At 35.2% G+C, this 23,799-nt stretch carries 22 protein-coding genes and 1 pseudogene; 9 read left to right on the top strand and 14 right to left on the bottom strand.

The window, feature by feature from the left end:
* The 4 genes from rsfS to trxB all read right to left on the bottom strand — a co-directional run bounded on the left by rsfS (nucleotide 1) and on the right by trxB (nucleotide 4,883).
* The gene (gene rsfS, locus A9G36_RS00560; protein WP_034944652.1) at nucleotides 1-318 is read right to left on the bottom strand and encodes a ribosome silencing factor; all 318 of its coding nucleotides are present in this window, start codon (nucleotides 316-318) and stop codon (nucleotides 1-3) included.
* 255 nt (nucleotides 319-573) lie between these two features.
* Nucleotides 574-2,205 carry a heme ABC transporter ATP-binding protein/permease CydC gene (cydC, locus tag A9G36_RS00555; RefSeq protein ID WP_065574116.1) on the bottom strand — a complete coding sequence of 544 codons (1,632 nt, stop codon included), beginning with the start codon at nucleotides 2,203-2,205 and terminating at the stop codon, nucleotides 574-576.
* Nucleotides 2,199-3,914, bottom strand: coding sequence for a heme ABC transporter permease/ATP-binding protein CydD (gene cydD, locus A9G36_RS00550; RefSeq protein WP_065568744.1), 1,716 nt, complete (start codon nucleotides 3,912-3,914; stop codon nucleotides 2,199-2,201). The genes cydC and cydD overlap by 7 nt, the downstream gene beginning before the upstream one ends.
* Nucleotides 3,915-3,929: 15 nt before the next feature.
* Nucleotides 3,930-4,883 carry a thioredoxin-disulfide reductase gene (gene trxB / locus A9G36_RS00545; protein WP_065568743.1) on the bottom strand — a complete coding sequence of 318 codons (954 nt, stop codon included), beginning with the start codon at nucleotides 4,881-4,883 and terminating at the stop codon, nucleotides 3,930-3,932.
* A 394-nt stretch (nucleotides 4,884-5,277) separates the two neighbouring features.
* Between trxB and A9G36_RS00535 the strand changes: the two genes are divergently transcribed.
* Nucleotides 5,278-5,463 carry a hypothetical protein gene (locus tag A9G36_RS00535; protein WP_065585255.1) on the top strand — a complete coding sequence of 62 codons (186 nt, stop codon included), beginning with the start codon at nucleotides 5,278-5,280 and terminating at the stop codon, nucleotides 5,461-5,463.
* Nucleotides 5,464-5,527: 64 nt separating this feature from the next.
* Here the strand turns inward: A9G36_RS00535 and A9G36_RS00530 are convergent, their stop codons facing one another.
* Nucleotides 5,528-6,184 carry an NAD(P)H-dependent oxidoreductase gene (locus A9G36_RS00530; protein ID WP_034943452.1) on the bottom strand — a complete coding sequence of 219 codons (657 nt, stop codon included), beginning with the start codon at nucleotides 6,182-6,184 and terminating at the stop codon, nucleotides 5,528-5,530.
* Nucleotides 6,185-6,192: 8 nt separating this feature from the next.
* Entirely contained in the window at nucleotides 6,193-7,446 is a 1,254-nt protein-coding gene (locus A9G36_RS00525) for an AmpG family muropeptide MFS transporter (RefSeq protein WP_081295247.1), read from the bottom strand.
* Between the two features lie 265 nt (nucleotides 7,447-7,711).
* Here A9G36_RS00525 and A9G36_RS00520 point away from each other — a divergent pair, with 265 nt between their 5' ends.
* From A9G36_RS00520 to rplI, 6 genes are all read left to right on the top strand, one after another.
* Entirely contained in the window at nucleotides 7,712-8,713 is a 1,002-nt protein-coding gene (locus A9G36_RS00520; RefSeq protein WP_034943448.1) for a 2-hydroxyacid dehydrogenase, read from the top strand.
* A 56-nt stretch (nucleotides 8,714-8,769) separates the two neighbouring features.
* A complete protein-coding gene (mltB, locus tag A9G36_RS00515) occupies nucleotides 8,770-9,843 on the top strand; it encodes a lytic murein transglycosylase B (protein WP_065574115.1) in 1,074 nt (357 codons plus the stop codon).
* 278 nt (nucleotides 9,844-10,121) lie between these two features.
* The gene (gene rpsF / locus A9G36_RS00510; RefSeq protein WP_034943444.1) at nucleotides 10,122-10,505 is read left to right on the top strand and encodes a 30S ribosomal protein S6; all 384 of its coding nucleotides are present in this window, start codon (nucleotides 10,122-10,124) and stop codon (nucleotides 10,503-10,505) included.
* The gene (gene priB / locus A9G36_RS00505) at nucleotides 10,489-10,800 is read left to right on the top strand and encodes a primosomal replication protein N (RefSeq protein ID WP_034943442.1); all 312 of its coding nucleotides are present in this window, start codon (nucleotides 10,489-10,491) and stop codon (nucleotides 10,798-10,800) included. The genes rpsF and priB overlap by 17 nt, the downstream gene beginning before the upstream one ends.
* A gap of 4 nt (nucleotides 10,801-10,804) precedes the next feature.
* Entirely contained in the window at nucleotides 10,805-11,032 is a 228-nt protein-coding gene (rpsR, locus tag A9G36_RS00500; protein WP_025314965.1) for a 30S ribosomal protein S18, read from the top strand.
* Between the two features lie 22 nt (nucleotides 11,033-11,054).
* Nucleotides 11,055-11,504: a 50S ribosomal protein L9 gene (gene rplI / locus A9G36_RS00495; RefSeq protein WP_034943440.1), complete on the top strand. Its 450-nt coding sequence runs from the start codon at nucleotides 11,055-11,057 to the stop codon at nucleotides 11,502-11,504.
* 154 nt (nucleotides 11,505-11,658) lie between these two features.
* Here the strand turns inward: rplI and ggt are convergent, their stop codons facing one another.
* The 8 genes from ggt to A9G36_RS00455 form a co-directional block, all read right to left on the bottom strand.
* On the bottom strand, nucleotides 11,659-13,308 hold the full coding sequence (gene ggt / locus A9G36_RS00490; RefSeq protein ID WP_442902638.1) for a gamma-glutamyltransferase: 1,650 nt from the start codon (nucleotides 13,306-13,308) through the stop codon (nucleotides 11,659-11,661).
* Nucleotides 13,309-13,672: 364 nt separating this feature from the next.
* Nucleotides 13,673-15,022, bottom strand: coding sequence for a PTS cellobiose transporter subunit IIC (gene celB / locus A9G36_RS00485; RefSeq protein WP_065568738.1), 1,350 nt, complete (start codon nucleotides 15,020-15,022; stop codon nucleotides 13,673-13,675).
* 14 nt (nucleotides 15,023-15,036) lie between these two features.
* On the bottom strand, nucleotides 15,037-15,525 hold the full coding sequence (locus A9G36_RS00480; protein ID WP_051825008.1) for a hypothetical protein: 489 nt from the start codon (nucleotides 15,523-15,525) through the stop codon (nucleotides 15,037-15,039).
* Nucleotides 15,526-15,530: 5 nt separating this feature from the next.
* Nucleotides 15,531-15,881, bottom strand: a complete 351-nt coding sequence (locus A9G36_RS00475) for a PTS cellobiose transporter subunit IIA (protein ID WP_065568737.1) — start codon at nucleotides 15,879-15,881, stop codon at nucleotides 15,531-15,533.
* Nucleotides 15,882-15,883: 2 nt separating this feature from the next.
* Nucleotides 15,884-17,911, bottom strand: a complete 2,028-nt coding sequence (locus A9G36_RS00470) for a PRD domain-containing protein (RefSeq protein WP_065585253.1) — start codon at nucleotides 17,909-17,911, stop codon at nucleotides 15,884-15,886.
* A 156-nt stretch (nucleotides 17,912-18,067) separates the two neighbouring features.
* Nucleotides 18,068-18,391, bottom strand: a complete 324-nt coding sequence (locus A9G36_RS00465) for a PTS cellobiose transporter subunit IIB (protein ID WP_034943433.1) — start codon at nucleotides 18,389-18,391, stop codon at nucleotides 18,068-18,070.
* A 49-nt stretch (nucleotides 18,392-18,440) separates the two neighbouring features.
* Nucleotides 18,441-19,871 (bottom strand): 6-phospho-beta-glucosidase, encoded by a 1,431-nt coding sequence (locus A9G36_RS00460; protein ID WP_034944636.1) that lies wholly within the window; start codon nucleotides 19,869-19,871, stop codon nucleotides 18,441-18,443.
* A gap of 121 nt (nucleotides 19,872-19,992) precedes the next feature.
* Nucleotides 19,993-20,220 carry a ChaB family protein gene (locus A9G36_RS00455; protein WP_034943431.1) on the bottom strand — a complete coding sequence of 76 codons (228 nt, stop codon included), beginning with the start codon at nucleotides 20,218-20,220 and terminating at the stop codon, nucleotides 19,993-19,995.
* Nucleotides 20,221-20,765: 545 nt separating this feature from the next.
* On the opposite strand from A9G36_RS00455, the gene A9G36_RS00450 reads away from it, so the two are divergent.
* A complete protein-coding gene (locus A9G36_RS00450) occupies nucleotides 20,766-23,135 on the top strand; it encodes a type VI secretion system Vgr family protein (protein WP_065585252.1) in 2,370 nt (789 codons plus the stop codon).
* Nucleotides 23,135-23,799: pseudogene (locus A9G36_RS00445) on the top strand (hypothetical protein); the annotation flags it as partial. The gene A9G36_RS00450 and the pseudogene A9G36_RS00445, both read left to right, overlap by 1 nt.

Genomic DNA, 23,799 nt, shown 5'->3' with positions numbered 1-23,799 from the left:
TTAACTCCAAAGTTTTTCAAGTTCGTAAAGCTGGCGACTTTCCTCTTGCATAATGTGCACAATCACCGAGTCCATATCAACCACAACCCAATCAGCATCACCTTGTCCTTCACTGCCTAAAACTAGATGACCTTGTTTTTTTGCTTCATCAATTAAATGACCTGATATTGAAGCTACATGACGGTTTGAAGTACCGGTGCAGATAATCATATAATCGGTAATGCTCGATTTACCTCGAACATCAAGGGTAACAATGTCTTTGCCTTTTAGATCATCAATCTTATCAATAATAAAATCTTGTAACGACTGTTGCAAAATAATCTCTCTATCAATCAAAACAAAGCGCTATTATAGCATATTTTTAAGAATAACGGTGTGGATAACATATAAATCCAACACTCCCTTAAAAAACTTATGATTACAAAATATTTAAATAAAAAGTAATTTTAATACAACCAAGTATTGTAAGATCCAATAAATATTATGTTAACTATTAAAGCTAATCCCTTTTTTAGCCTAAATAATGCATTACTTACCAATATAGCGTTCTAATTATTATTAAAAACATCTATTTTAAAGTGAAACAACCCGATCAAACATTGGATTATCCGTTAAACGATGTGTAACCATAATCAATGTTTTACCCTTACATGTCTGCTTGATTAATTGAATAATTTGTTGCTCTGTTTGTTGATCAAGGCTTTCTGTTGGTTCGTCCATTAAAATTAAAGGGGAATTATGCAGTAATGCTCTTGCAATGCCAATACGACGAATTTCACCGCCAGATAAAGTACGCCCGCCTTGTCCAATTAGCATATCTAAACCTTGTTCTGTAATTAGTAATTTGTCCAATTCAACTTGATGTAAAACCTCAATAAGCTGTTGATCCGTTGCATTAGGATTACCAATGAGCAAATTTTGCCGTAAAGTTTCACTAAAAATAGTAATAACTTGAGGAACCATTGCGATAGCTTGTCGCAAAGTTTTTTCATCCAGTTGATTTATTGGGGTATCATTAAAATAAATATTACCGGATCTTGCCTTCCAAGTTCGATTCACTAGACTTAATAAAGTTGATTTACCACAACCAGTTTTACCAATTATTCCAATATGTTCACCTTGTTCAACCGTTAAGGAAAAATCAGTTAATATCGCAAAAGGTTGATTTGGATAGCTGAAATTAATTTGTTCAAATTGTAATTTTGCCGTAGTTAAATCTATTTTTTTACCTTTAGAAACAAATTGAATGTCGGGTGTTTGATTAAAAATAGCTGTTGTGCGTGTGGCAGAAGTAAGTACTTGCCCTAAAAAGATAAATGCGCCAGGAATTGGCATGAGTATTTCAGCACTTGCAAGACTAACAAATACAAATAACGCCACCAAAGGGGATAGGGTGTATTGGGTAATTAGCCATAGAACAAGCAACGTTAAAAATCCAGCAATCAGCACAATCAATGCACTTGATAGTGCCATTAATGTTGATTGACGTTGCTGGTTATAAAGCCAGTTTGATTCAAGCTCATCAAGTTTAGCACGATAGCGTGGTTGTGCATTAAATAGGATAAGTTCAGCTTGTCCTTGTAGATAATTAATTAATAATAAACGATATTCACTTTGTTGTTTAGCTAGTGTTTTGCCGAGTTGCTTTCCTGCTTGATAAAAAATGACCGGAACCACAAGTAAAGTGGTTGTAAGGATAATAGTAATAATTAACGCAATAGGTAAGTTTATATTTGCTAATCCAACAAACAAAACAGCAATGGTAACAAGTGCGGTTACAATAGGTGAAAAAAGTTTTAGGTATAAGTGATCAAGTGCGTCAATATCAACAATAAAGCGATTAAGCAAGTCAGCCCGTTGGTAGTGGGCTAATTGATTGGCACTTAAGGGCAAAATCTTACGAAAAGCTAACGTTCTTAAATAAGCTAAGATTTTAAATGTGGTATTATGATCAACTAAACGCTCCATATAGCGGGCAGCGGTTCGAATAATTGCCGCAGCACGAACACCAGCAGCAGGCAACATATAATTGAAAGTATACAAACCTGCAACGCCAACAAAAGCTGTAGAGGCTAAAAACCATCCTGATAATGATAGCAAAAATACGCTGGCAAATAGGGTAAGAATTGACAAAAATAATCCCAATAAAATTTGCCCAAAATAGTGTTTATATAGTGCGATATAAGGGCGTAATATAGCTAGCATAAATCCCCCTTGATATCACAGTGTAGCTTACCATTAGCCAATTGCCAGATCTGTTTAAAATCTTGCATGTCATCTGTTTGATGAGTAATTGTAATGCTATTAGGGGCAATGTGTTGCTGATCCAAATTTTGGATGGTTTGTTTATCTAAACTAGCAGTTGGTTCATCAAGAATCAATAATTGACAAGGTTTTAGCATTGCTCTTGCTAAAGCGATCCTCTGTGCTTGCCCAATTGATAAACGTACCGCATCTTCGCCAACTTGGGTTTCAATGCCTTGTGGTAATTTAGCAATAACTTCAGTCAATTGGGTTTTGGCTATCACGTTATCAAGTTCATGGTTGGTTGCATTTTGTTTACCCAATAAAATATTTTCACGGATAGTACTATTAAGCAAGTAAGGATTTTGACCAATCCAGCTTACTTGCTGTTGCCAATCATTAATATCTAATTGATTAAATTCAATACCATTAATCTTTAATGAACCTTGATAAGGTAAAAATCCGAGTAGTACTTGCATTAACGAAGTTTTACCTTCGCCACTAGTCCCTATGAGAGCTAATTTAAAAGGTGCCTGCAAGCTAAATGATAATGGACCAACGATAGGTTGTTGTTCGTTAGATAATATAATTAAATTATCTGCTTCAATTGTTTTTAATGGCTCAGTCAATTTTATGTTTGTTATATTATCATTGATTTGTTTTGGTGCGATTTTTTTACTTAAAAAAGTTTCGATATTATCTGCTGCTGCAATTGCTTCAGCTTTGGCATGATAGTAAGTGCCCAAATCACGTAAAGGTTGAAAGTATTCAGGGGCTAACATTAGCGCAAAAAAACCAGCAAATAGAGTAACAGTTCCATTATATGCACCAAAATCAAATTCGCCTAAATACGAAAATCCAAAATAAACTGCCACAATGGCGATTGAAATAGAAGTAAAAAACTCCAATACGGCTGAAGATAAAAAGGCTATTTTGAGCACTTGCATAGTTTTAATACGAAAATCTTCAGAAGCAATCGCTATTTCGTTAGTTTGTTTTTCACCTTGGTTGAATAGTCGAATGGTATTGAGGCCTTTTAAACGATCTAAAAAATGACCACTTAAATACGCAAGCGCTTTAAAATGACGACGATTAATATCAGCAGCTCCCATTCCCACTAAAATCATAAAAATAGGAATCAAGGGAGCGGTACAAAGCAAAATTGTAGCTGCTGCCCAGTTAAATGGAAAGATAGCAATACAGATTAATATTGGAGCCATACTTGCCAATCGCATTTGGGGTAAATAACGGGAAAAAAAGTCATGCAATTTATCGACTTGTTCAATAAGTAGCGTACTTAATGCACCTGTGGTGTTTTGGTTTAAATGAGCAGGTCCATACAACTCAAGTTGATCAATTAATTGCTGTCGAACTTGCTGGCGAACTTTTTTGCCTATGGCAAAGTTGATCTTTTCGCGTAGATAAATTAAGCCTGCTCGACCAAGTAACACTGCAACTAGTGCGCCAAAAAAAGGCAGAATATCCACAAAATAGTGTTGTTCAATAATAATTTTTTGCAAAATTACAGCGAGCAATGCAGATTGAATAATAACTAATATAGTTAAAACCAAGCCGGTTAAAATTGAAGCACGCAAATTAGTTTTATACATTTTTGCTTGCTGTTTTAACCAGCCAAGTAGATAGGTCTGGCGTTTTTTATCTAATGACATAAAGATCTTTACTGCTTATTTTAAATTATCCAAATAATGTTCTGCATCTAAAGCAGCCATACAGCCTGTACCTGCTGAAGTGATTGCTTGACGATAGACATGATCCATAACATCACCAGCAGCAAAAATCCCTTCGACACTGGTTTGAGTAGCGTTGCCTTGCGTGCCTGATTGTACTTTGATATAACCGCCATTTAGTTCAAGTTGACCTTCAAATATAGCGGTGTTTGGTTTGTGACCAATAGCGATAAACACGCCTAAAACCGACAACTCTTCGGTAGTATTAGGATCTTGTGAGCTACGGATTCTAACTCCAGTTACTCCCATGTTATCCCCTAAAACTTCATCAACTACACGATGAGTATGTAGGATAACTTTACCTTCTTTAATTTTTTGAGCTAAGCGAACCATTAAGATTTTTTCTGCTCTAAAGGTATCTCGACGGTGAATTAAATGTACTTCACTCGCAATATTGGCTAAATAAAGAGCTTCTTCTACCGCAGTATTACCTCCACCCACGACAGCTACTTTTTGATCGCGGTAGAAAAATCCATCGCAGGTTGCACAAGCTGAAACTCCTTTACTTTTAAATGCCTCCTCAGACGGTAAACCAAGATATTGTGCTGAAGCACCAGTTGCAATGATGAGTGCATCACAGCTATATTCAGTCTCACTACCGAAAAGCTTATAAGGCTTAGCGCTAAAATCGACACGCTCAATTTGATCTAAAATAATTTCAGTATTAAATCTTTCTGCATGTTCCTTCATCTTAACCATTAATTCTGGTCCTGTTAAATCAGGAGCACCGGCTGGCCAGTTTTCAAGATCGGTTGTGGTTGTTAGTTGCCCACCTTCTTGCAATCCTGTAATTAGCACAGGTGAAAGATTCGCTCTTGCAGCATAAACTGCAGCTGTATAGCCGGCGGGACCAGAACCCAAGATAAGTAAACGTGCATGTTTCGATTTCATTTTTAGAACCTTACTGATTGTTAATAACAGTCATTTTATTTTTAATATTCATTAATTAAACTTTTTAATAAACCGTAGAGTCATCAAACAGTTTTTTAAAATAAGGATGATTTATGACACAAAAGTCTATCATTATCAATCTCTTTCTGGCAAAAAAATTGATTATTACAGTAATAGGTAACCACAATAAATTTTTTACTTTTAAAAAATAGATTATCTTTCCCTTTTCAGTTTTTTTAATTGAATTTATACTTTTTAAAACAACGTTTGTTTTATTTTTTGCTTTTTTTTGTTTAAAATACGTGCTTTTCTTATTCATGACTTATTGTTAACTTAGATAATCTATTTTCAGCCGCTTAGGCATGAAATCCTAACAAAACGGAGGACGTGTAAAATGAATAATCCTTCAAAAGAAAACGTAGAAGCCGTACTACGAAAAATTAATTGGGCACAAGAAATATTAATCTCATTGCAACACAATGTAACTGATCCGCAAATAGGTAATATTTTATCAGGAGTAGTGTTTATTATGAATTCCGCATCTGCGGATACTGAAACATTGTATCAATCGATTGAATAAAATTAAGTGTTGTTTTTTTCATTTTACCTTCAGCGGCTATAAAGCAACTGAAGGTTTTTTTATTTTAATCAGATAAATAAGTTGTTACCTCATCAAGCGACCAACGAGTTTTAGCTCTTGGTTCATTAAGTCGGTAACCGAAAGCCAGACAAAGTCCCACACCAAAAGATTCGCCACTAAACGCTAGTATATATTTTTCTAGAATCTTAATAATGCCATCATGTTGAAATCCACCAATAGCACATGAATCAATACCATAATAAGCGGCTGCAGTTAACATATTTGCGCAAGCTAGGTAGCTTTGCATTTCGGATGAATGATTGATGGTCAACCCACTTGCTAAACCGTGCTCATAAAAATTGATAATTGATTGACAACCAATATCAATAGCGGTTTGATCTTCAGGATTTGGTAAGTTACGCGCAACTGTTCTACGCAAATATTCGCTTTGTGACGTAAAATTATTAGCTTTACGATAAAGCACAATCACAAAATGTGAACAGCTGGTTACTTGCTCTTGATTGTAACAAACAGCACGTAATTCACTTTTAATTTTATCGTTATCAACAACGACAAAATGCCAAGGTTCTAATCCAAATGTAGAAGGGGATAGTCGACCAGCTTCTAAAATAGATTCAATATCAGTATTACTAATTTTTTTGGTACCATCGAATTTTTTGCATGCATGTCGAAAATTAAGGGCTTGTAATAATTTATCCATGCTCTCTCCTAATTTTTTGTGTTCCATGGAGCAACTTTAAACAATAATAACATACCGGGTATGGCAAGAATTGTACATAAACCAAAAAAGGTCGTCCATCCTAAATAATCAACCATAATACCGGTGGTGGAATTAATCAGTGTTCTTGGAATAGATGCAATACTCGTAAACAGCGCAAATTGTGTTGCAGTATAAAGAGGATTGGTTGTTTTAGCGATAAACGCTACAAAGGCAGCTGAACCCAAACCAACGCCCAGAGATTCAAAGCCTATGACAATCGCTAATAATATTTTTGCATAAAAGGTAATTTTAGTAAATGGACCTTCTATAGATAGCCACGCAAATCCTAAAATAGAAATAACTTGAACAAAACCAAACAACCAAAGTGCACGATTAATGCCAATTTTAATCATTAAAATACCACCTAATAAAGCGCCAAATATACTCGGCCATAAGGAGGCATTTTTAGCAATCCAACCAATATCTAAAAGAGTAAACCCCATTTGCATATAAAACAGCGTAGCCAATGATGTTGCCATACTATCCCCTAATTTATATAAAAATATAAAAGTTAGAATCAATACAGCTGTCTTAATACCATTTCGTGTAACAAATTCACTAAAAGGTTTAATAATAATATCTTCAAGCTTATATATTTTAGGTGATTGATTGATTGGCTCTTTTACTTTTAATGTCATGATAATTGCAGGCAACATAAATAGAGCAGTAACAATAAAAACACTGTCCCAGGGTAAATACTTAGAAAGAATTAATGATAGTGAACCTGGTACTAAACCAGCAATACGATAGGCGTTAGTATGAATAGTATTACCAAGTCCTTGCTCATTATCCAATAATAACTCTCGTCTAAAAGCGTCAAGAGCAATATCTTGGGTGGCAGAAAACAGAGCAACGATAAAGCTAATAGATGCAATTAACCAAATATTTAATGAAGGAGAAAGGAATCCTAGTATTGCAATAGATAAAACCAATATAACTTGTGAAGTAAGCATCCAGCCTCGCCTTCTTCCCAAATTAAATAAGGAAATATTATCCATAAATGGTGCCCAGACAAATTTCAAAATATAAGGAAACTGCGTTAACGTAAATGCGCCAATAGTTTTGATATTAATTCCTTCACTTTTTAACCATGCAGGTAATAATTGGGATAATAAATAAAAGGGTAAACCAGAAGCAAAACCAGTGAAAATGCAGATAAGCATTTTAGTGGAAAAAATAGTTTTAAAAATAGAGTTTTGCATATGGTTCATGAATTAATCTTATTGGTTGGTTTTTAGCAAGGTGCTATCATAGCATACAATAATCAAAATAATCACTAATGGTTAACACATACTGCTGGCGAATAATGATATTTAGGGTTAAAAAAGTTAAATATTGTTATATAGCTGTTTTATCTATATTATCGTTGGCTATTACCATATAAAATATTATGTATTTTAACTATGATATAAAAATATCTAACCAGTTAAAAAATTAATCAATCACCGTTAAGAGGGGTGTTGTAATATGAAAAGTTCATTAAAAATCGCTGTTTTTAGCAGTAAACATTATGATAAAGAACATCTAGAAATCGCGAATAAAAAGTATGGTTTTGATATCGAATATTTTGAACACAAATTAAGTCATAAAACGGTAGTGACCGCACAGGGTTACAATGCAGTTTGTGTCTTTGTTAACGACGAAATTGATAAAAAAGTATTGCAAAAATTAGCTGATTACGGCATTAAAATCTTAGCGCTCCGCTGTGCGGGGTTTGACAATGTTGATATAACCGAAGCTAAAAAATTAGGTATAACCGTTGTTCGAGTACCTGCATATTCCCCAGAAGCAGTAGCAGAGCACGCTGTTGCTTTAATGATGACACTCAATCGCCGCACTCACAAAGCTTATCAACGCACGCGTGATGCTAACTTCTCACTTGATGGATTAACCGGTTTTAATATGCATAATCGTACTGCAGGTGTTATCGGTACCGGAAAAATTGGTCAAGCGGCTATCCGAATACTAAAAGGTTTTGGTATGCATATTTTAGCTTATGATCCTTATCCAAACGATACTGTTGTTGAGCTAGGCGCAAGATACGTTGAACTTGATGAACTCTATGCACAATCAGACGTTATCACACTTCATTGTCCAATGACACCTGAAAATTACCACCTCCTTAATAAAGAGTCATTTAACAAAATGAAAAATGGTGTAATGATCATTAATACTAGCCGTGGTGCACTACTTGATGCAACAGCTGCTATTGATGCATTAAAGCAAACCAAAATTGGTGCATTAGGCATGGATGTTTATGAAAATGAACGAGACTTATTTTTCGAAGACAAATCAAATGATGTCATTTTAGATGACGTGTTCCGTCGATTATCCTCATGTCATAATGTAATCTTTACTGGTCATCAAGCCTTTTTAACACAAGAAGCATTATTAAATATTTCTGATACAACTTTAAATAATATTAAACTTATATCTAAAGGTGAGTCTTGTTCAAATATTGTTGAATAACAATCAACAATTTATGATAATGACAATTTTTTAACAATTCAAAATTTGGATAGTCTATGCAGCGTATTCTTCTTTTTATTAGTATGATGCTGATGCTTACGTCTTGTAGTAGCAATAATTATTCAACTTCACCAATGCAAGAGCACAGGGGACATTCTAATGTTGAAGGAGGGGTGTATCTGGAACAAGAACATATCCAACCTGAAACTGACAACATTCCTTTATCAACAGATAAAGAGCAGTTTATTGATAAAATGGTGAGTAAGCATGGTTTTGAACGTCAGCAACTTCATAATATACTAGCACAAGCTAATAAGCTTGATTGGGTGATTAATTTAATGGATAAACAAGCACCCAAATCAAGCACTTCAAATGTGCCTAATGGTGCTTGGATTCGTTACAGAAATAAATTTATTACCCCAAGCAACCTTTCTAAAGGCGTTGATTTTTGGAACCAATACGAAAAAGAATTACAGCGTGCTTATAATGAATATGGTGTACCACCTGAAATCATTGTTGGCATTATTGGTGTTGAGACAGGATGGGGCAGGGTTATGGGTAATACCAAAATTATTGATGCTTTATCAACTCTTGCCTTTTATTATCCAAGACGAGCCCAATATTTTACCAACGAACTAGAAGACTTTCTAATAATGTGTCGAGATGAAGGTGTAGATCCTTTTGATCTAAGTGGATCGTTTGCTGGTGCAATGGGATATGGTCAATTTATGCCCTCGGCCTTTAGAAGGCATGCCGTTGATTTCAATCAAGACGGTCATGTAGATTTATGGGATCCCATTGATGCAATTGGTAGTGTTGCTAACTACTTTAAGGCGCATGGATGGCAACGAGGAAAAAAAGTAGCAGTAATGGCACATGGTCAAGCACTAGCGCTTGAAACGGGATTTCACACCAAATATTCAATTGAAAAGTTAGCAAAAGCGGGTTTAAAACCAAAAAGTTCACTAGAAGGGCACAATCAAGTCAGTTTATTGCGACTTGATGTAGGCGATCGTTATCAATATTGGTATGGATTACCCAATTTCTATGTAATAACCCGTTACAACCATAGTTCACACTATGCCATGGCTATTTGGCAATTAGGAAAAGCAGTTAAAGCGGCAAGATAATCGCATCATTCAATTACAACCGGTTATTATGGGATTTTATACTCAACTTTAAGGTCGCAGCAGTGCGATCTTTTATATTTTATTCATTTTTTTCAATTTGTTATATACCAATTCATTCCCCTGATAATAATTCATTAAAATTACTATATTCATTTGTCAATTATAGTTAGTTGATATATAATGCCCCGTCGATTTCAACCGCCTATTTTTCATGTTCCTTGCTTTCAATGGGTTGCGGTTGCCCCGACAGAAAGCTGATTAATCCGTAGGGAGCGATAATGCGTCATTACGAAATAGTATTTATGGTTCACCCAGACCAGAGTGAACAAGTACCTGGTATGATTGAACGTTATACTGGTACATTAACCACTGATGGTGGTAAAATCCATCGATTAGAAGATTGGGGTCGTCGCCAATTAGCCTATCCTATCGAAAAACTGCACAAAGCACATTACGTGTTAATGAATGTTGAAGCAACTCAAGAAGCTGTTAACGAACTTGAAGATAACTTCCGTTTTAATGATGCAGTGATTCGCAGTTTAATTATGCGCACTAAACATTCTGTAACTGAAATGTCACCTATGCTAAAAGCTAAAGACGAACGCCGTAGTTCTGAAGATGATTTTAGCGAAGTAAATATGGACGATGATTCCGACGAATAATCGTTTAATGTTATCGGGTATTGTTACTAAAACGCCGATACGAAAAATGAGTCCAAGTGGGATTTCGCACTGTCAGTTTTATTTAGAACATGTATCTGAACAAATTGAAGCAGAACTCATAAGGCAAGCGTGGTGCGTCATGCCCATTATTGTTAGTGGACAACAAGAATTAAGTTACAGTATTAAAAAAGGCAGCAAAGTGTTAGTAAGTGGCTTTATCAGTACACACACTAAACGCAATAAAACAAGCCAACTTGTTTTACATGCTGACCAAATTAAACTATTAGGAGAATAGCCAAATGGCACGTTATTTCCGTCGTCGCAAATTCTGCCGTTTTACAGCAGAAGGCGTTAAAGAAATTGATTATAAAGATGTTTCTTTATTAAAAAGCTATATCACAGAAAGTGGTAAAATTGTACCAAGCCGTATTACTGGTACAAGTGCAAAATATCAACGTCAATTAGCTCGCGCAATCAAACGCGCTCGTTACTTGGCATTATTACCATATACTGACAATCATCAGTAATTAGCAACAGAGGGAACATATAATGCAAATTATTCTACTCGATAAAGTTGCTAATTTAGGCAGCTTAGGTGATCAAGTTAATGTTAAAGCGGGTTATGCGCGTAACTTTTTGATTCCACAAGGTAAAGCAGTACCTGCGACTAAAAAGAATATCGAATTTTTTGAAGCGCGTCGTGCTGAATTAGAAGCAAAACTTGCGGATGCATTAAAAGCAGCTGAAGAGCGCGTTGCTCAAATTAATGCGCTTGAAAAAGTAACGATTGCTTCTAAAGCTGGTGACGAAGGTCGTTTATTTGGTTCTATTGGTGCACGTGATATCGCTGATGCAATTAAAGCTCGTGGTATTAATGTATCAAAAAGCGAAGTTCGCTTACCAAATGGTGTATTACGTACAACTGGTGAGCACGAAGTCTGCTTCCAAGTACATAGTGAAGCTTTTGCTAAACTTATTATTGATATTATTCCTGAATAATCATCAATCAATATCGATAAAAAAACCCGTCTAAGTTGACGGGTTTTTTTATTATGTTTTTTTGATATTGATATCAGTAATTTTTATATATTACATACTAATCTACATACCCAATCATTACGGCTAAAAAAGGGTAAATAGCTAGGTAACAAAATTATTTAATAATAAACGCTTTGCCTCTACCTCGAATATCTGAAACGGCTTCGAGTTTATTATTATTAATTCTTATGGCTTGAATATCACCACTAAAATCTTGCTGTTTAAAATGATAACCCATCTGTTTAAGTTTATCTTTTAACTTCTCTGGCACTTTATTTTGAAAACGCTCAATAAAGATAAGATTCGCTGGTAATAGTTGATGATGATAACGTGGGGCATCCATTGCTGCTTTTAATGACATATGATTATCAAAAACATTTGTCACAACTTGAAAGATTGAAGTGAAAATCCTTGAACCACCTGGTGTACCAATAACCATTGCAACTTCGTTATCTTTAATAAAAATACTTGGTGTCATAGAAGATAAAGGACGTTTATTCGGCTCAATCGCATTAGCATCCTTACCAACGACACCAAATTGATTTGCCACACCTGCTTTACTACTAAAATCATCCATTTCATTATTTAATAAAATACCTGTACCTTTTATTACAACTGCAGATCCAAACCAACCATTAAGTGTATAAGTATTGGATGCGGCATTACCCCATTTATCTACAATAGAAAAATGCGTTGTCTGTAATTTTTCATGATTATTATCTAATCCTGGTTTAACTTGTTCAGTAATTGAAATAGTTTTAGGATTAACTTGTTTGGCTCTTTTTGCTAAATAATTACTATCAATTAATTGAGTAACAGGAACAGAAATAAAATCGGGATCGCCCATATATTCAGCCCGATCTGCAAAAACACGTTTTTCTATTTCTGCTAATAAGTGAATATATTGAGGTGAGTTCACTTTAACATGCTTAAAATCATTCGCTAAATTTTGCTTCATTAATAATAGTTGAATTAAACCAACACCACCAGAGCTTGGAGGCGGAGCAGTAACAACTTGCATATCGTGCCAGTTAGCAATTAAAGGTTCTCGCCATTTAACTTGATAATTAGCAAGATCACTTTCCGTAATCAAACCTTCATTCTTCTGCATTTGTTGCGCAATTAATTTAGCTGTTTCACCTTTATAAAACCCGTCGCTTCCTTGACTTGCAATACGTTCTAATACTTTGCCAAGTTCAGGTTGTTTAAATCGTTTTCCTTCTTGCATAGAACCAAAGTACTGCTTAAAGTGACCATTAGCTGGTGCTAATTTTTCGGCTTCTTGATAACGAGTAATCAACGCTTTATCTACTATAAAGCCTTCATTAGCATATCGAATAGCCGGCGCCATTACTTCTTGCCAAGTGAGCTTACCAAACCGTTGATGTACAGCCCACATCCCAGCAACTGTACCTGGCACGCCCGATGCTTTATGTGAATAAAGACTTAAATTAGGGATAATATTTTTATTTTTATCCAAATACATATCTTTATCAGCTCTGCTTGGGGCAACTTCGCGATAATCGATAAAATAAGGTTTACCGTCCATCCAAAGCGTCATAAATCCACCACCGCCAATGTTTCCAGCTTCTGGATAGGTTACCGCCAGAGTAAATGCTGTTGCAACTGCAGCATCGGCTACATTTCCACCTTTTTCGAGCACTTCTTTTGCCGCCTTTGCACCATAATAGTCGGGCGAAGCAACAGCTGCAGCTTCAAACTTTTGTGGACTCAGGTTTTTGGCAAGCACTTGCTGATATACCATGATAAATAAAGTAAAACAGCAAAGCTTCACCCACTTACTTTTTAGATAGAACATTTTAAACCTCCTAATAAATACATTGATACCGTCTTACTTTTCTGTTACATAAAAATGAATAAAGCAAAATTCTTGCCAATATGTAAAAGATTTCATAAGAGGGAATTAAAAAATATATCACAGAAAGATTATCAATTGAGTAAATATTGTTCAGCTTTTGTTAATGCGGTTTTACTTGGTGATATCATATAATACATAATTTTTAATAATGAAAATTCACAATAAAACAGCGCCACTCCTTTAAATAAAAGATTATGACGCTAAAAAAGTGAATTTAAAAAAGTTATTACCTTACCTATATTCAATTTTTTTAAGCTTCTTGAGCTTGGCTATCTATTTTCCCTTGTTCTTCTTTATAAAGTTTATTGTCATAAAGCTTTATAAAAGGCAGATAAATTACAACAGCTAAAATTGCCGACAAGATAGCAACAAAAATGGCTTTATAATCTCCTCCAGTACCAATAAAGGCACCTAATCCCATTGGTGATGGCCATGGTATTAACGCAATAATTGGATGAATAAGGTTTGAATTAATTGCAAAATAGCCCAACGTACCGCATGCCATAGGGGCTAAAAAGAAAGGAAGTGCTAAATAAGGATTATAAACAATCGGCATTCCGAAAATTACAGGCTCATTAATATTAAAAATGGCCGGTACGGCTGATGCACGTCCTAATATTTTTAATTGGCTAGATTTAGCATAAAAAGCAATAAAAAAAGTCATCAACAATGTAGATCCTGATCCTCCTAAAATCACAAATGAGTTATTAAATTCGCCAGCAAAAGGAATATGTGCCCCAGCTGCATTTTCACTCATATTGGCGAGCATAATTGGTGTAATAAACGCTCCAATAATACTAGCACCATGGATACCGACAACCCATAAAGCATGGATTAAAAATAAAATAACCATAATCCCCAGCCAACTTTTGGTTAAATTGGTGACAAAAGTAAAAGGGACACTAACAATATGAAAAATATCTGTTCCTAAAAAAACCAAAACACCATTAAGAATGATGACAAAAAAAGCGATAACAAAAGTGGGAATTAACGCAGTGAAAGAACGAGAAACACCTAAAGGCACGGTTTCTGGCATTTTTACCACCCAATTGCGTCTAACACATAAAAAATAAAGGTGGGTAGCTAAAATTGCCATAACAATGGCAATAAAAATACCTGAAGTTCCTAATCGAAAAATAAAAGGGTTTAAACGTAATCCATTGATGACTGAATTATCAAGATTATTAAATAACGCAATTCCTCCATTTTGTATTACCAATTCAGGTAATGTCATAAAAAAGGCAAAAACGGATAACATTGCCCCATTAAGTGCATTGACTTTTAACCCTGTTTCTTCTGCTTCAATTTTACTTAACTCATAACCAACAACAAAATTAAAATAGAGAGCTAAACTACCGATAGTTGCTGTATTAGCAATCATATAAAGGTTACTAACTCTAAAAAAGGTATTTTCAAAAAAAACCTCCAAACCAGTAAATGTCATCGGCAATGTATTAAACACTAAAAACATAGACCCAACGATAGAAAAAGGTACTGACGCCATTCCAGCAGCCATGACTGCTCGCACAATTTTAAATTGGGATATTTTTGCCATTGGGGTCATCAAAAACCTTTGTAAAAACATAAATCCGGCATTCATTTTGTTTTCCTCATCTAATTAATGATTGCTTGATAAGCTTGAATTCTTTGAAAATGTTTATCTTTATTGAGTTGAATTTTTTTTAATTTTTTAAGCATCAAAAAATCGATAAATACACAGCCTATTAAAAAAGCGCTAATTGTATTTAAAACATCTTGCGTATCTTTCAAAAAAGGAAAAAAAAGAGGATACCAAGGGGTATAAAGTATGATAATTAACGCACTAAAAGTGAATAATATTGAACGATAAAATAACGTTGCATAAGGTAAATAATTATAATGATTCCGATAAAGTTTTATCTGTTCAAACGAAGCCAAAACACCTAGTACCAATAAAGCAATGGGCATAATAGAAAAAAAAGACATTGAACTAATTAAAAACACAGCCCAATAAAGGTTAAGAAAAATAAAAAAAGCAGTGCCATAACGAATAGCTAAAAAACGATTAAAATAAAGATTAGCTAAACTTATTTTTTTATGCATCTTCAATTGATTAGACATCATATTGATTAACCCCTAAGCGTAGCTAATAGTTCATGATTCTTTCTATACAAATAAGAAATTTCAAGGGAAATTTCGCGCATTGCCATCGTTGTCATTAAATGATCTTGTGCATGCACCATAATAATTTCCATATCGATTTTTGTTCCATTCGCATAAAATTGCAGTAATTGGGTTTGTGATTTATGTGCTTCTAAAATTTCTTGGTTGGCATCTTCGAGCAGCGTATTAGCATAGTCAAAATTGGCTTCTCTCATGGCTTTAAATGCCTCGTAAATTTTGGTTTTAGCGTTACCACTGTGCAAAATAATATTAAATGCAACAAGTTGAATATTCTCGGAGCTCATTTTTTTATTCATTGTTAGATTCCCTTTTCTATAAGTTTGATAAAAAGTGATTTAAATTCGGTAAAGTTTTGGCTCTGCAACAATTTCGATTGCATCGGCAAATCATCAATTAACGTAACGACAGCTTTTGTCATCATGGCTAAGTTAGGGTTCTGATAAATAGAAGGGGATATCATAAAAATAAAGCGGATATCTGGGTGACTTTTATCCCAAACTAAACCATTAGGGATAATTGCAATCCCCATTTTTGACAATTTACCCACAGGAACAGCGGGATGTGGTACCACAATGGTAGGGCTAAAAAAGATATCACCTAATGCCATTCTGTTTTCCATTTGCTTTATTATCTTATGTTTATAACAACAATCTTCATTTATTGCTAAGCGATCAAGTAAACTATCCATGATTTGATCTTTAGTTTTAGATTGCTGGCACACATAAAAATAGTCAGCTGATAAATCATCAACAGCTTGCTCAATATGAATTAAACGGCGGGGATCACTTACCGCTTTATTTGTTGATAATGATCCTTGACTAAAAGAAACCAACATTTTACGTGATATAAGGTACCGACGAATTTTCTGCACATCTTCATCATTAAAAAATACAGAAACATGAAAAATAGGAACTTTAAAAATTTTCGCTGAAAGATCAACCGACGATATAATAAAATCAATATCATTTAGCATATCAGCTTCAATTTCATAATACCCTCGAATGGCAACAATTTTAATCCGCTCATCAAATTCATTCTCCACTCGATTTTTTAGCAACTGCGCACTTCCAAGCCCTGTTGCACAAATAATTAATGCTTTGAATTTTTGCTCATTTTTAAGTTTTTCAATCGAAGCTAAAAAGTGCAGGGTTAAATACCCCCACTCGTCATCATTAATAGAAAATGTATTTAAATTAACAAGTTGATTAAAATAGTGTTTTACTAAATCGAATAATTCTGGTGAACAAGTTTTAATTTCATTAAGCAGTGGATTTTCTAGTTTAATATTTTGTTCTAACCGTACAAGCATAGGTTTTAAATGTTGAATCAACCCATTTTTTAATTGTTCATCTTTTGAAAATTGATACCCGGTTTCCTCTTGAATTTTTCGGAGTAACTTGGTCAACATCACACTAAGTTGCGAATCTAAATTACAATGAGCAGCATTTGATTTGCTCATCAAATGTAATGTCAAATACATTTGTTCTTCTTTTGGAAAAGTAACCCCGATCGCTGCCTCAACACGAGTAATAATTTTCTTAGCAACTTGATATTCCAGCTTGTCTTTCGTTGAATCGGGCATATCAAGGTGTTGGATTAAAAGCCCAGATTGCAAACGCTTTATACTTAAAGAAAGATGCAGCACAATATTTTGCACCATCACATCAGACAGTTTAAGGTGGGCCTCTCGGCATTCATCTAAAATAATAATAGTTAAAGTATCAAAACTAATGGCATCACTAAATTTATTTAAATAGCTTAAACGCTGTAAAAAATGAATCGACTTTTCATGAAAAAAATAGCTCATAATAAAATGCCGTTTTGCCTTCTCTGCGCCGTCAACATAAAACAAGCATTTATCTTTTTTCAGTTTAAGTTCGAAAGATGCCAATTGATTTTTAATTTCCAACATATCCTTATTCAACTGAGAAGTGCTAATAAATATCTGTTCAGACAAGTCTTCAATATCAATTTTTTGGCTTTCTAAAAGAAGCAAATTAAGAAGATAATGTTTTCTTTGGCAAACATCGCGATAACTTGATAGTTCTTCATTACGATTTAGATTTTGATTTTGATCTAACAAATGATGATGAATTAAAAATGAATTGAAAGCGGTTCTATTTCTAATCTGTAATTGGTATCCATAGCCTTGCTTACTAACTATAATTGCGCCATTACTTTCAATTAAAGGTTTCAAATGGTTAAGATAAGTGCGAACGGTCCTATCAGATAATGATAACTTACAGGCCAGCAACGTACTGCTTTGGAATTGATTTTTAGAACTAACTAATAAACTAATAAGATCACGTTGTTTATTTTTAATCATTATCACCCATACCTATAACAGTTAAAAGCATGCTTAATAATATTGTGGTTGTTCTTATTGGCTTAATAAAAATGCACGCAGAGCAACATAATAAGGCACCGCTATATAACGCAACAAACAAACGGTGCCAAAATCAAATATTTACAAAGGAATGGCTTAAAGCGATTGAACATTATCCTCAATTAATTTAGCTAACTGCTCAATTCCTGATTGAATCGGAATATAAGCCTGAAAAGGAATACTCACAACAGGCTTACCGACTTCTTCCCCCAATTTTCTAAATTTATCAAACATCATCATAGTTTGAGGGCTAATTAAAAAGAGCGAAAAATCGCTATCTTTAATCATATTTGCCCCTTCAGTGGAAGAAACTGCATCAACCGAAATGGTTTTATTTTGGCTTGCAAAATATTCGGTTACTTTTTTGGCCATTAAGGATGATGACATCCCAGCAGCACAGATAATCAATGCTTTTTTCATCGCTTTTCTTATTCTCCAATAAATAATAATCTGTTATCAGCTCAACCAGCTATAAGATTTCACCGTTTGACCCAATGACTTTCTTATACCAAATGAATGAATCTTTTCGACTGCGTTTTAAAGTACCATTACCGTGATTATCTTTATCAACATAAATAAACCCATAACGTTTTTCCATTTCCCCTGTGCCTGCCGAAACAAGATCAATACAGCCCCAAGGGGTATATCCCATCAAATCAACACCATCTTCTTCAACAGCAATCTTCATTTGTTTAATATGTTCACGCAAATAATCAATACGGTAAGCATCATGGATGCTACCATCAGCTTCGACTTTATCGTAAGCACCAAAACCATTTTCAACAATGAAAAGCGGCAAACGATACATATCAGTTAACCAATTTAAAGTATAACGTAACCCTTCAGGATCAATTTGCCAACCCCAATCGGATTTTTTCACATATTGATTACCAATCAGATCGGTTTTTTCGTTATATTCATAGTTATCCGATTTTTTACGAATAGCGTTTGACATGTAATAACTAAACCCAATGTAATCGACAGTTCCATTTGCTAAAATTTCCAAATCTTGGGTAGTCACATCTAATTTATAGTTTTTACCTTGCCAATATTTAATGATATGGTTTGGATACTGACCATGTACATGAACATCGGCAAAAAAATATTTACGCTCCATCGCCTTTTGTGCCATTAAAATATCACCTGGTTTACAAGTCTCTGGATAGATAGGAATCATCGCCAACATACAGCCTATTTCAAAATCAGGGTTAATAGCATGACCAATTTGCACCGCTTTGGCACTGGCTACTAATTCATAATGTGAGGCTTGGTACATAATCTGCTCACGATTGTCACCTGCTTTATAGAAAATACCGGAATTGGTAAACGGAGCGAAATCCTCATCAAAATTTGCTTGATTATTAATTTCGTTGAAAGTCATCCAATATTTGACTTTATTTTTATAACGATCAAAACAGACCTCGGCAAAACGCACAAAAAAGTCAATTAATTTACGATTACGAAATCCACCATACTCAGTGACAAGGTAATAAGGCAATTCAAAGTGGGAAAGGGTAACAACTGGCTCGATATTGTATTTTAAGCATTCATCAAAAAGCTCATCATAAAATTTTAAGCCTTCTTCATTTGGTGCAAGTTCATCGCCTTTTGGAAAAATACGCGTCCAAGCAATCGAAGTACGAAAACATTTAAATCCCATTTCGGCAAATAGCTTAATATCATCTTTATAATGATGATAAAAATCAATAGCTTCGTGATTAGGATAATATTCCCCCTCAATTACCCCTTCAGTAATTTTACGATAACTTTTAGGTGAGCCCACAGTCATCACATCAGCGACACTTACACCTTTCCCTCCAACTTGCCAAGCACCTTCTAATTGATGAGCCGCAACAGCGCCGCCCCATAAAAAATCTTTTGGTAAACCTTTATTACTCATAATTAAGTACCTGTGTTTATTAATAATTCAAAATTAGTATAAAAGGAAAAAAATAGAATTACTAACCCACTTTTTCCGTATTGATAAGGAAAAATATAAGAATAATTGGGAAAAAAGCTATTTATTTAGCCACCCATTTACCATTTTCATTTTTGTGATAAACCTTTTCAACAGCAGCCCAAGCTACTTTAAAAGCAATTGTTTCTGGATCGCTGTTATCATGTCGTTTATGCGGATCTTGATACTGTTTAATAGCGCTATTGAAGGCTTCTTTAAAAATATCCTGCGCATGTTCAGGCAAAACATGGCGTACTGAATCGGGTAAATCTTGACGTGTTTTATATGGCATAACACTCTCCTTCTAAATTGAACATACATTATTGAAAAGTTAACAATGATTATATGAGTATCGCATTCAAAACAACTTGCTTAGAATTTAGACTTTTTTACGATTTAATACAATAACTGGTTTAATACAGTAATTAATTTAATACAAATAAACTAAACACTATAATCTACTGAAAAAAATTTAATGTAATATCTAAAACGGATAATTGCTTAAATTAAAAAAATTTTATTGTATTGATTAAATGGCAAGCAAAACAATTAATAACGCATAAAAACCATGTTATTTATAAAAATGCTCGTAAAAATGACTATCAGCATCATTGTTCAAAAGAGCTTCAAAATGATAAATGTTATTCTTTAGATTTTTAATTAAAGAGTGTAAAGAAGAATTAACACAACAAAATAGTTGATTAATTACTCAAAAAAAGTTATTTTAACGGCTTTTTAAACATTAACTGTTAATGGCTTTACATTCACTAACATTAATTAATCGTTTACGCATCAAAAATAAATAGTATTTGGATATTGGATTAGTAAGGAATATAGATGTCTTTTTCGGATTTAATTTCAACAGGGTTAGATGCTCTTTCTTCAGCAGTACCTCATAATCGTTACTCTCTTAAATTGAATGAACTGAATATAACCGAATCAATTTCAGTTCATGCCGTTGCCATTGATGAACAGTTAAACCAACCTTGGCGTTATACTATCACCTTTACCAGTTGCAACCACACATTAGCGGTTGACACCATTTTAAACAAACCGGCTTCATTTTCTTTTTTACCGGCTGAAAATAGCGCACTTGACCGCCTATTTGACGCATCAGAAGCCACCCGCACCGTGTACGGTGTAGTAACGGCGTTTAGTTTGCTATCCACAAGTCAAGAAGAAACGCGATATCAAATTATATTACAACCAAGGGTTGCATTACTTAGTAATAGTTACAGCAGCGCCATTTATCAAAATCAAAGTGTAATTAGCGTGGTTGAATCTTTATTCCGACAGCATGGCTTAACAGGCATAGATTACCGCCTAGAATTAAAAGAAACTTATCCAAACCGCGAGTTAATCACACAATGGCAAGAAAGTGATTTAGTCTTTATTCAACGACTATTGGCTGATGTTGGCATCAGTTTATTTTTTGAAACTCACCCAGAGCATCATTGCGACGTGGTAGTATTAAGTGATGAAGACCAGCGCTTTAAAGATTATGGCACAATTATTCATCAAAAACCCAGTGGTATGATGGACAGCGGTAAATACAGTGTCTGGGCACTGGCTCGGCAAAGTGGTGTAGTAAACCAAAGTGTTACGGTTAATAATTATAATTACCGTGAAGCAAAACAAAATTTACTCTCCCAAGTCAACACGGCGGCGAAAGACACTACTACCTACGGCAATGACTACCGTTACGGAGAGGATTATAAACACCTTATTGAAAATGACGAAGATAGTGAAATTGAAAGCGGACAGTGGTTTGCCGCCATTCGTCACCAACAAGTTATTTCGCAGCAACGCCTTATACGGGGAAAAAGTAACGACTACCGTTTAGCCCCAGGTCAACGCCGAACGATTACCAACAGCTCAATGGCTGGCATTGAAGACGGCATTATCATCTTAACCACCAAAGGCTATGGTGACCGCAGTCAGGCTTACGAAATTGAATTTACTGCCATAGCCTTTGACGTATTAAAACCTTACCGACCAGCGCCCCTCCCGATGCCAAAAATTAGTGGCACACTACCGGCTCGAATTACCAGTCCAGATAATGACACTTATGGTTATATCGACACACATGGGCGTTATCGAGTTAAATTTAACTTCGACTTAGCGAACTGGCGCAGTGGTGAAGAAAGCTTGTGGGTTAGACTTGCCAGACCGTATGCGGGTAATCAATACGGATTTCACTTTCCATTGATTGACGGCACCGAAGTGGCAATAGCCTTTACGGACCAAAACCCTAATCGTCCTTATATTGCCTTTGCGTTCCATGACAGCGCCCACCCCGACCTGATTACTGCCATGGATAAACACCGTAACGTAATTCGCACGCCAGCGAATAACGAGCTGCGAATGGATGACAAACGTGGGCAAGAGCACATCAAACTGGCAACCGAATACGCTAAAACCCAATTAAATTTGGGTCATTTGGTGGATAAAGACAAAAATCACCGAGGAGAAGGCTTTGAATTAAGAACTGATCAGTGGGGGGGCATTGCCGCCAATAAAGGCTTATACCTCACCAGCCAAACCGAACTCAAAGCGCAGGGCAAACAGCTCGATATGCAAGGGGCAATGGTGGAGCTTGAAAACGCCTTATCCATTGCCAAAGCACTACATAGTGTCGCAGAAAGTGCCCAGTCACACACACCAGATACCGAATCACAGCAACAGCTGCAAAGTTCACTGAGTAACTTAACGCAATCAGGCATGCTGGCTTATGCTCAAGAAGGCATGGCGCTAATCAGCCCGCAAAACATACAGTTAACCACTGGTAACAGCTTAAGTATCATCTCGACCAATCAAACAGACATTACCGCATTAAAAAATATCACGGTTGCCACACCTGAGGCAATCAGTTTACTGGCGCAAAAATCAGGGATGAAACTCATTGCCAATGAAGGGGACATCGACATTCAAGCACAAAGTGACCAAATGGCGTTAGCGGCAAAGCAAAACATTAAAATTGACAGTGAGGACAGTCAAGTTGACTTTTCGGCAGCCAAAGAAATTACCTTAATGTGTGGTGGCTCTTATATCAAAATCAGCAGTGAAGGTATTGAACTTGGCACGCAGGATAATATTTATCTTAAGTGCAATGTAATGCAAAAAATGGGGGCAACAACGGAAACACGAAACACGAAATTACCATCTAGCGATCTGGATGTTCATGGTTGTGTAGAAAAGGGTAAATAATGATTTTTGAATTAAATAATACCAACAACTTATTTAAATACCGTTACTTATTGGTTGATAACATCGTCGCCCTTAACCCAGTTGAACCATTATCAAAAGAAGGGTTAATAGACCTATTTGGTAAAGGCAACCCATTTAGCGAAAAAAAACTCACGCAAGTTTTACGTTCGGATTTAGATTATGACCCAAGCGTCTGCCCAACACTGGTTAAACTTGCCGAACCCGATGAATTTTTAGAAAGCCCAATATTGGATAGAATTGGCTTTGAAGCAGCAAACGAATGTTTTGAGTCAAAGCGTTATATTTGTGCTTATATTGTTACAGACCTTAAACCATCGGTACTGGCAAAACAACTAATCAATATTGGCAATACCATTGCCAATGCATTGCATCGGCGTTATTACCCCTTTTTTGAACCATTTCGAATGCAATTTCTGCAAGAAGTAGCGAGCAAAGAAGACAACGCATGGCTAAAATCACAATTAACCCAAATTGCAAACTACTACTACCCATCGATTCATGGTGGGCAGTTTATCCGTTTTACCGCCGATGACACCGCCAATATTGCCGAAAGTTGGAGTGAAAATTACGGCAATCGCTTAAAAAATTTGATAATGATTCAAAACTTAGTCAATTTATGGGCAAATAACCGAACATACTATAC

Origin of the sequence: Gilliamella sp. Choc6-1, assembly GCF_001690385.1 — a bacterium.
GTDB classification, from domain to species: Bacteria; Pseudomonadota; Gammaproteobacteria; order Enterobacterales; family Orbaceae; genus Gilliamella; species Gilliamella apicola_A.
This window is presented reverse-complemented; position numbering and strand designations above follow the sequence as displayed.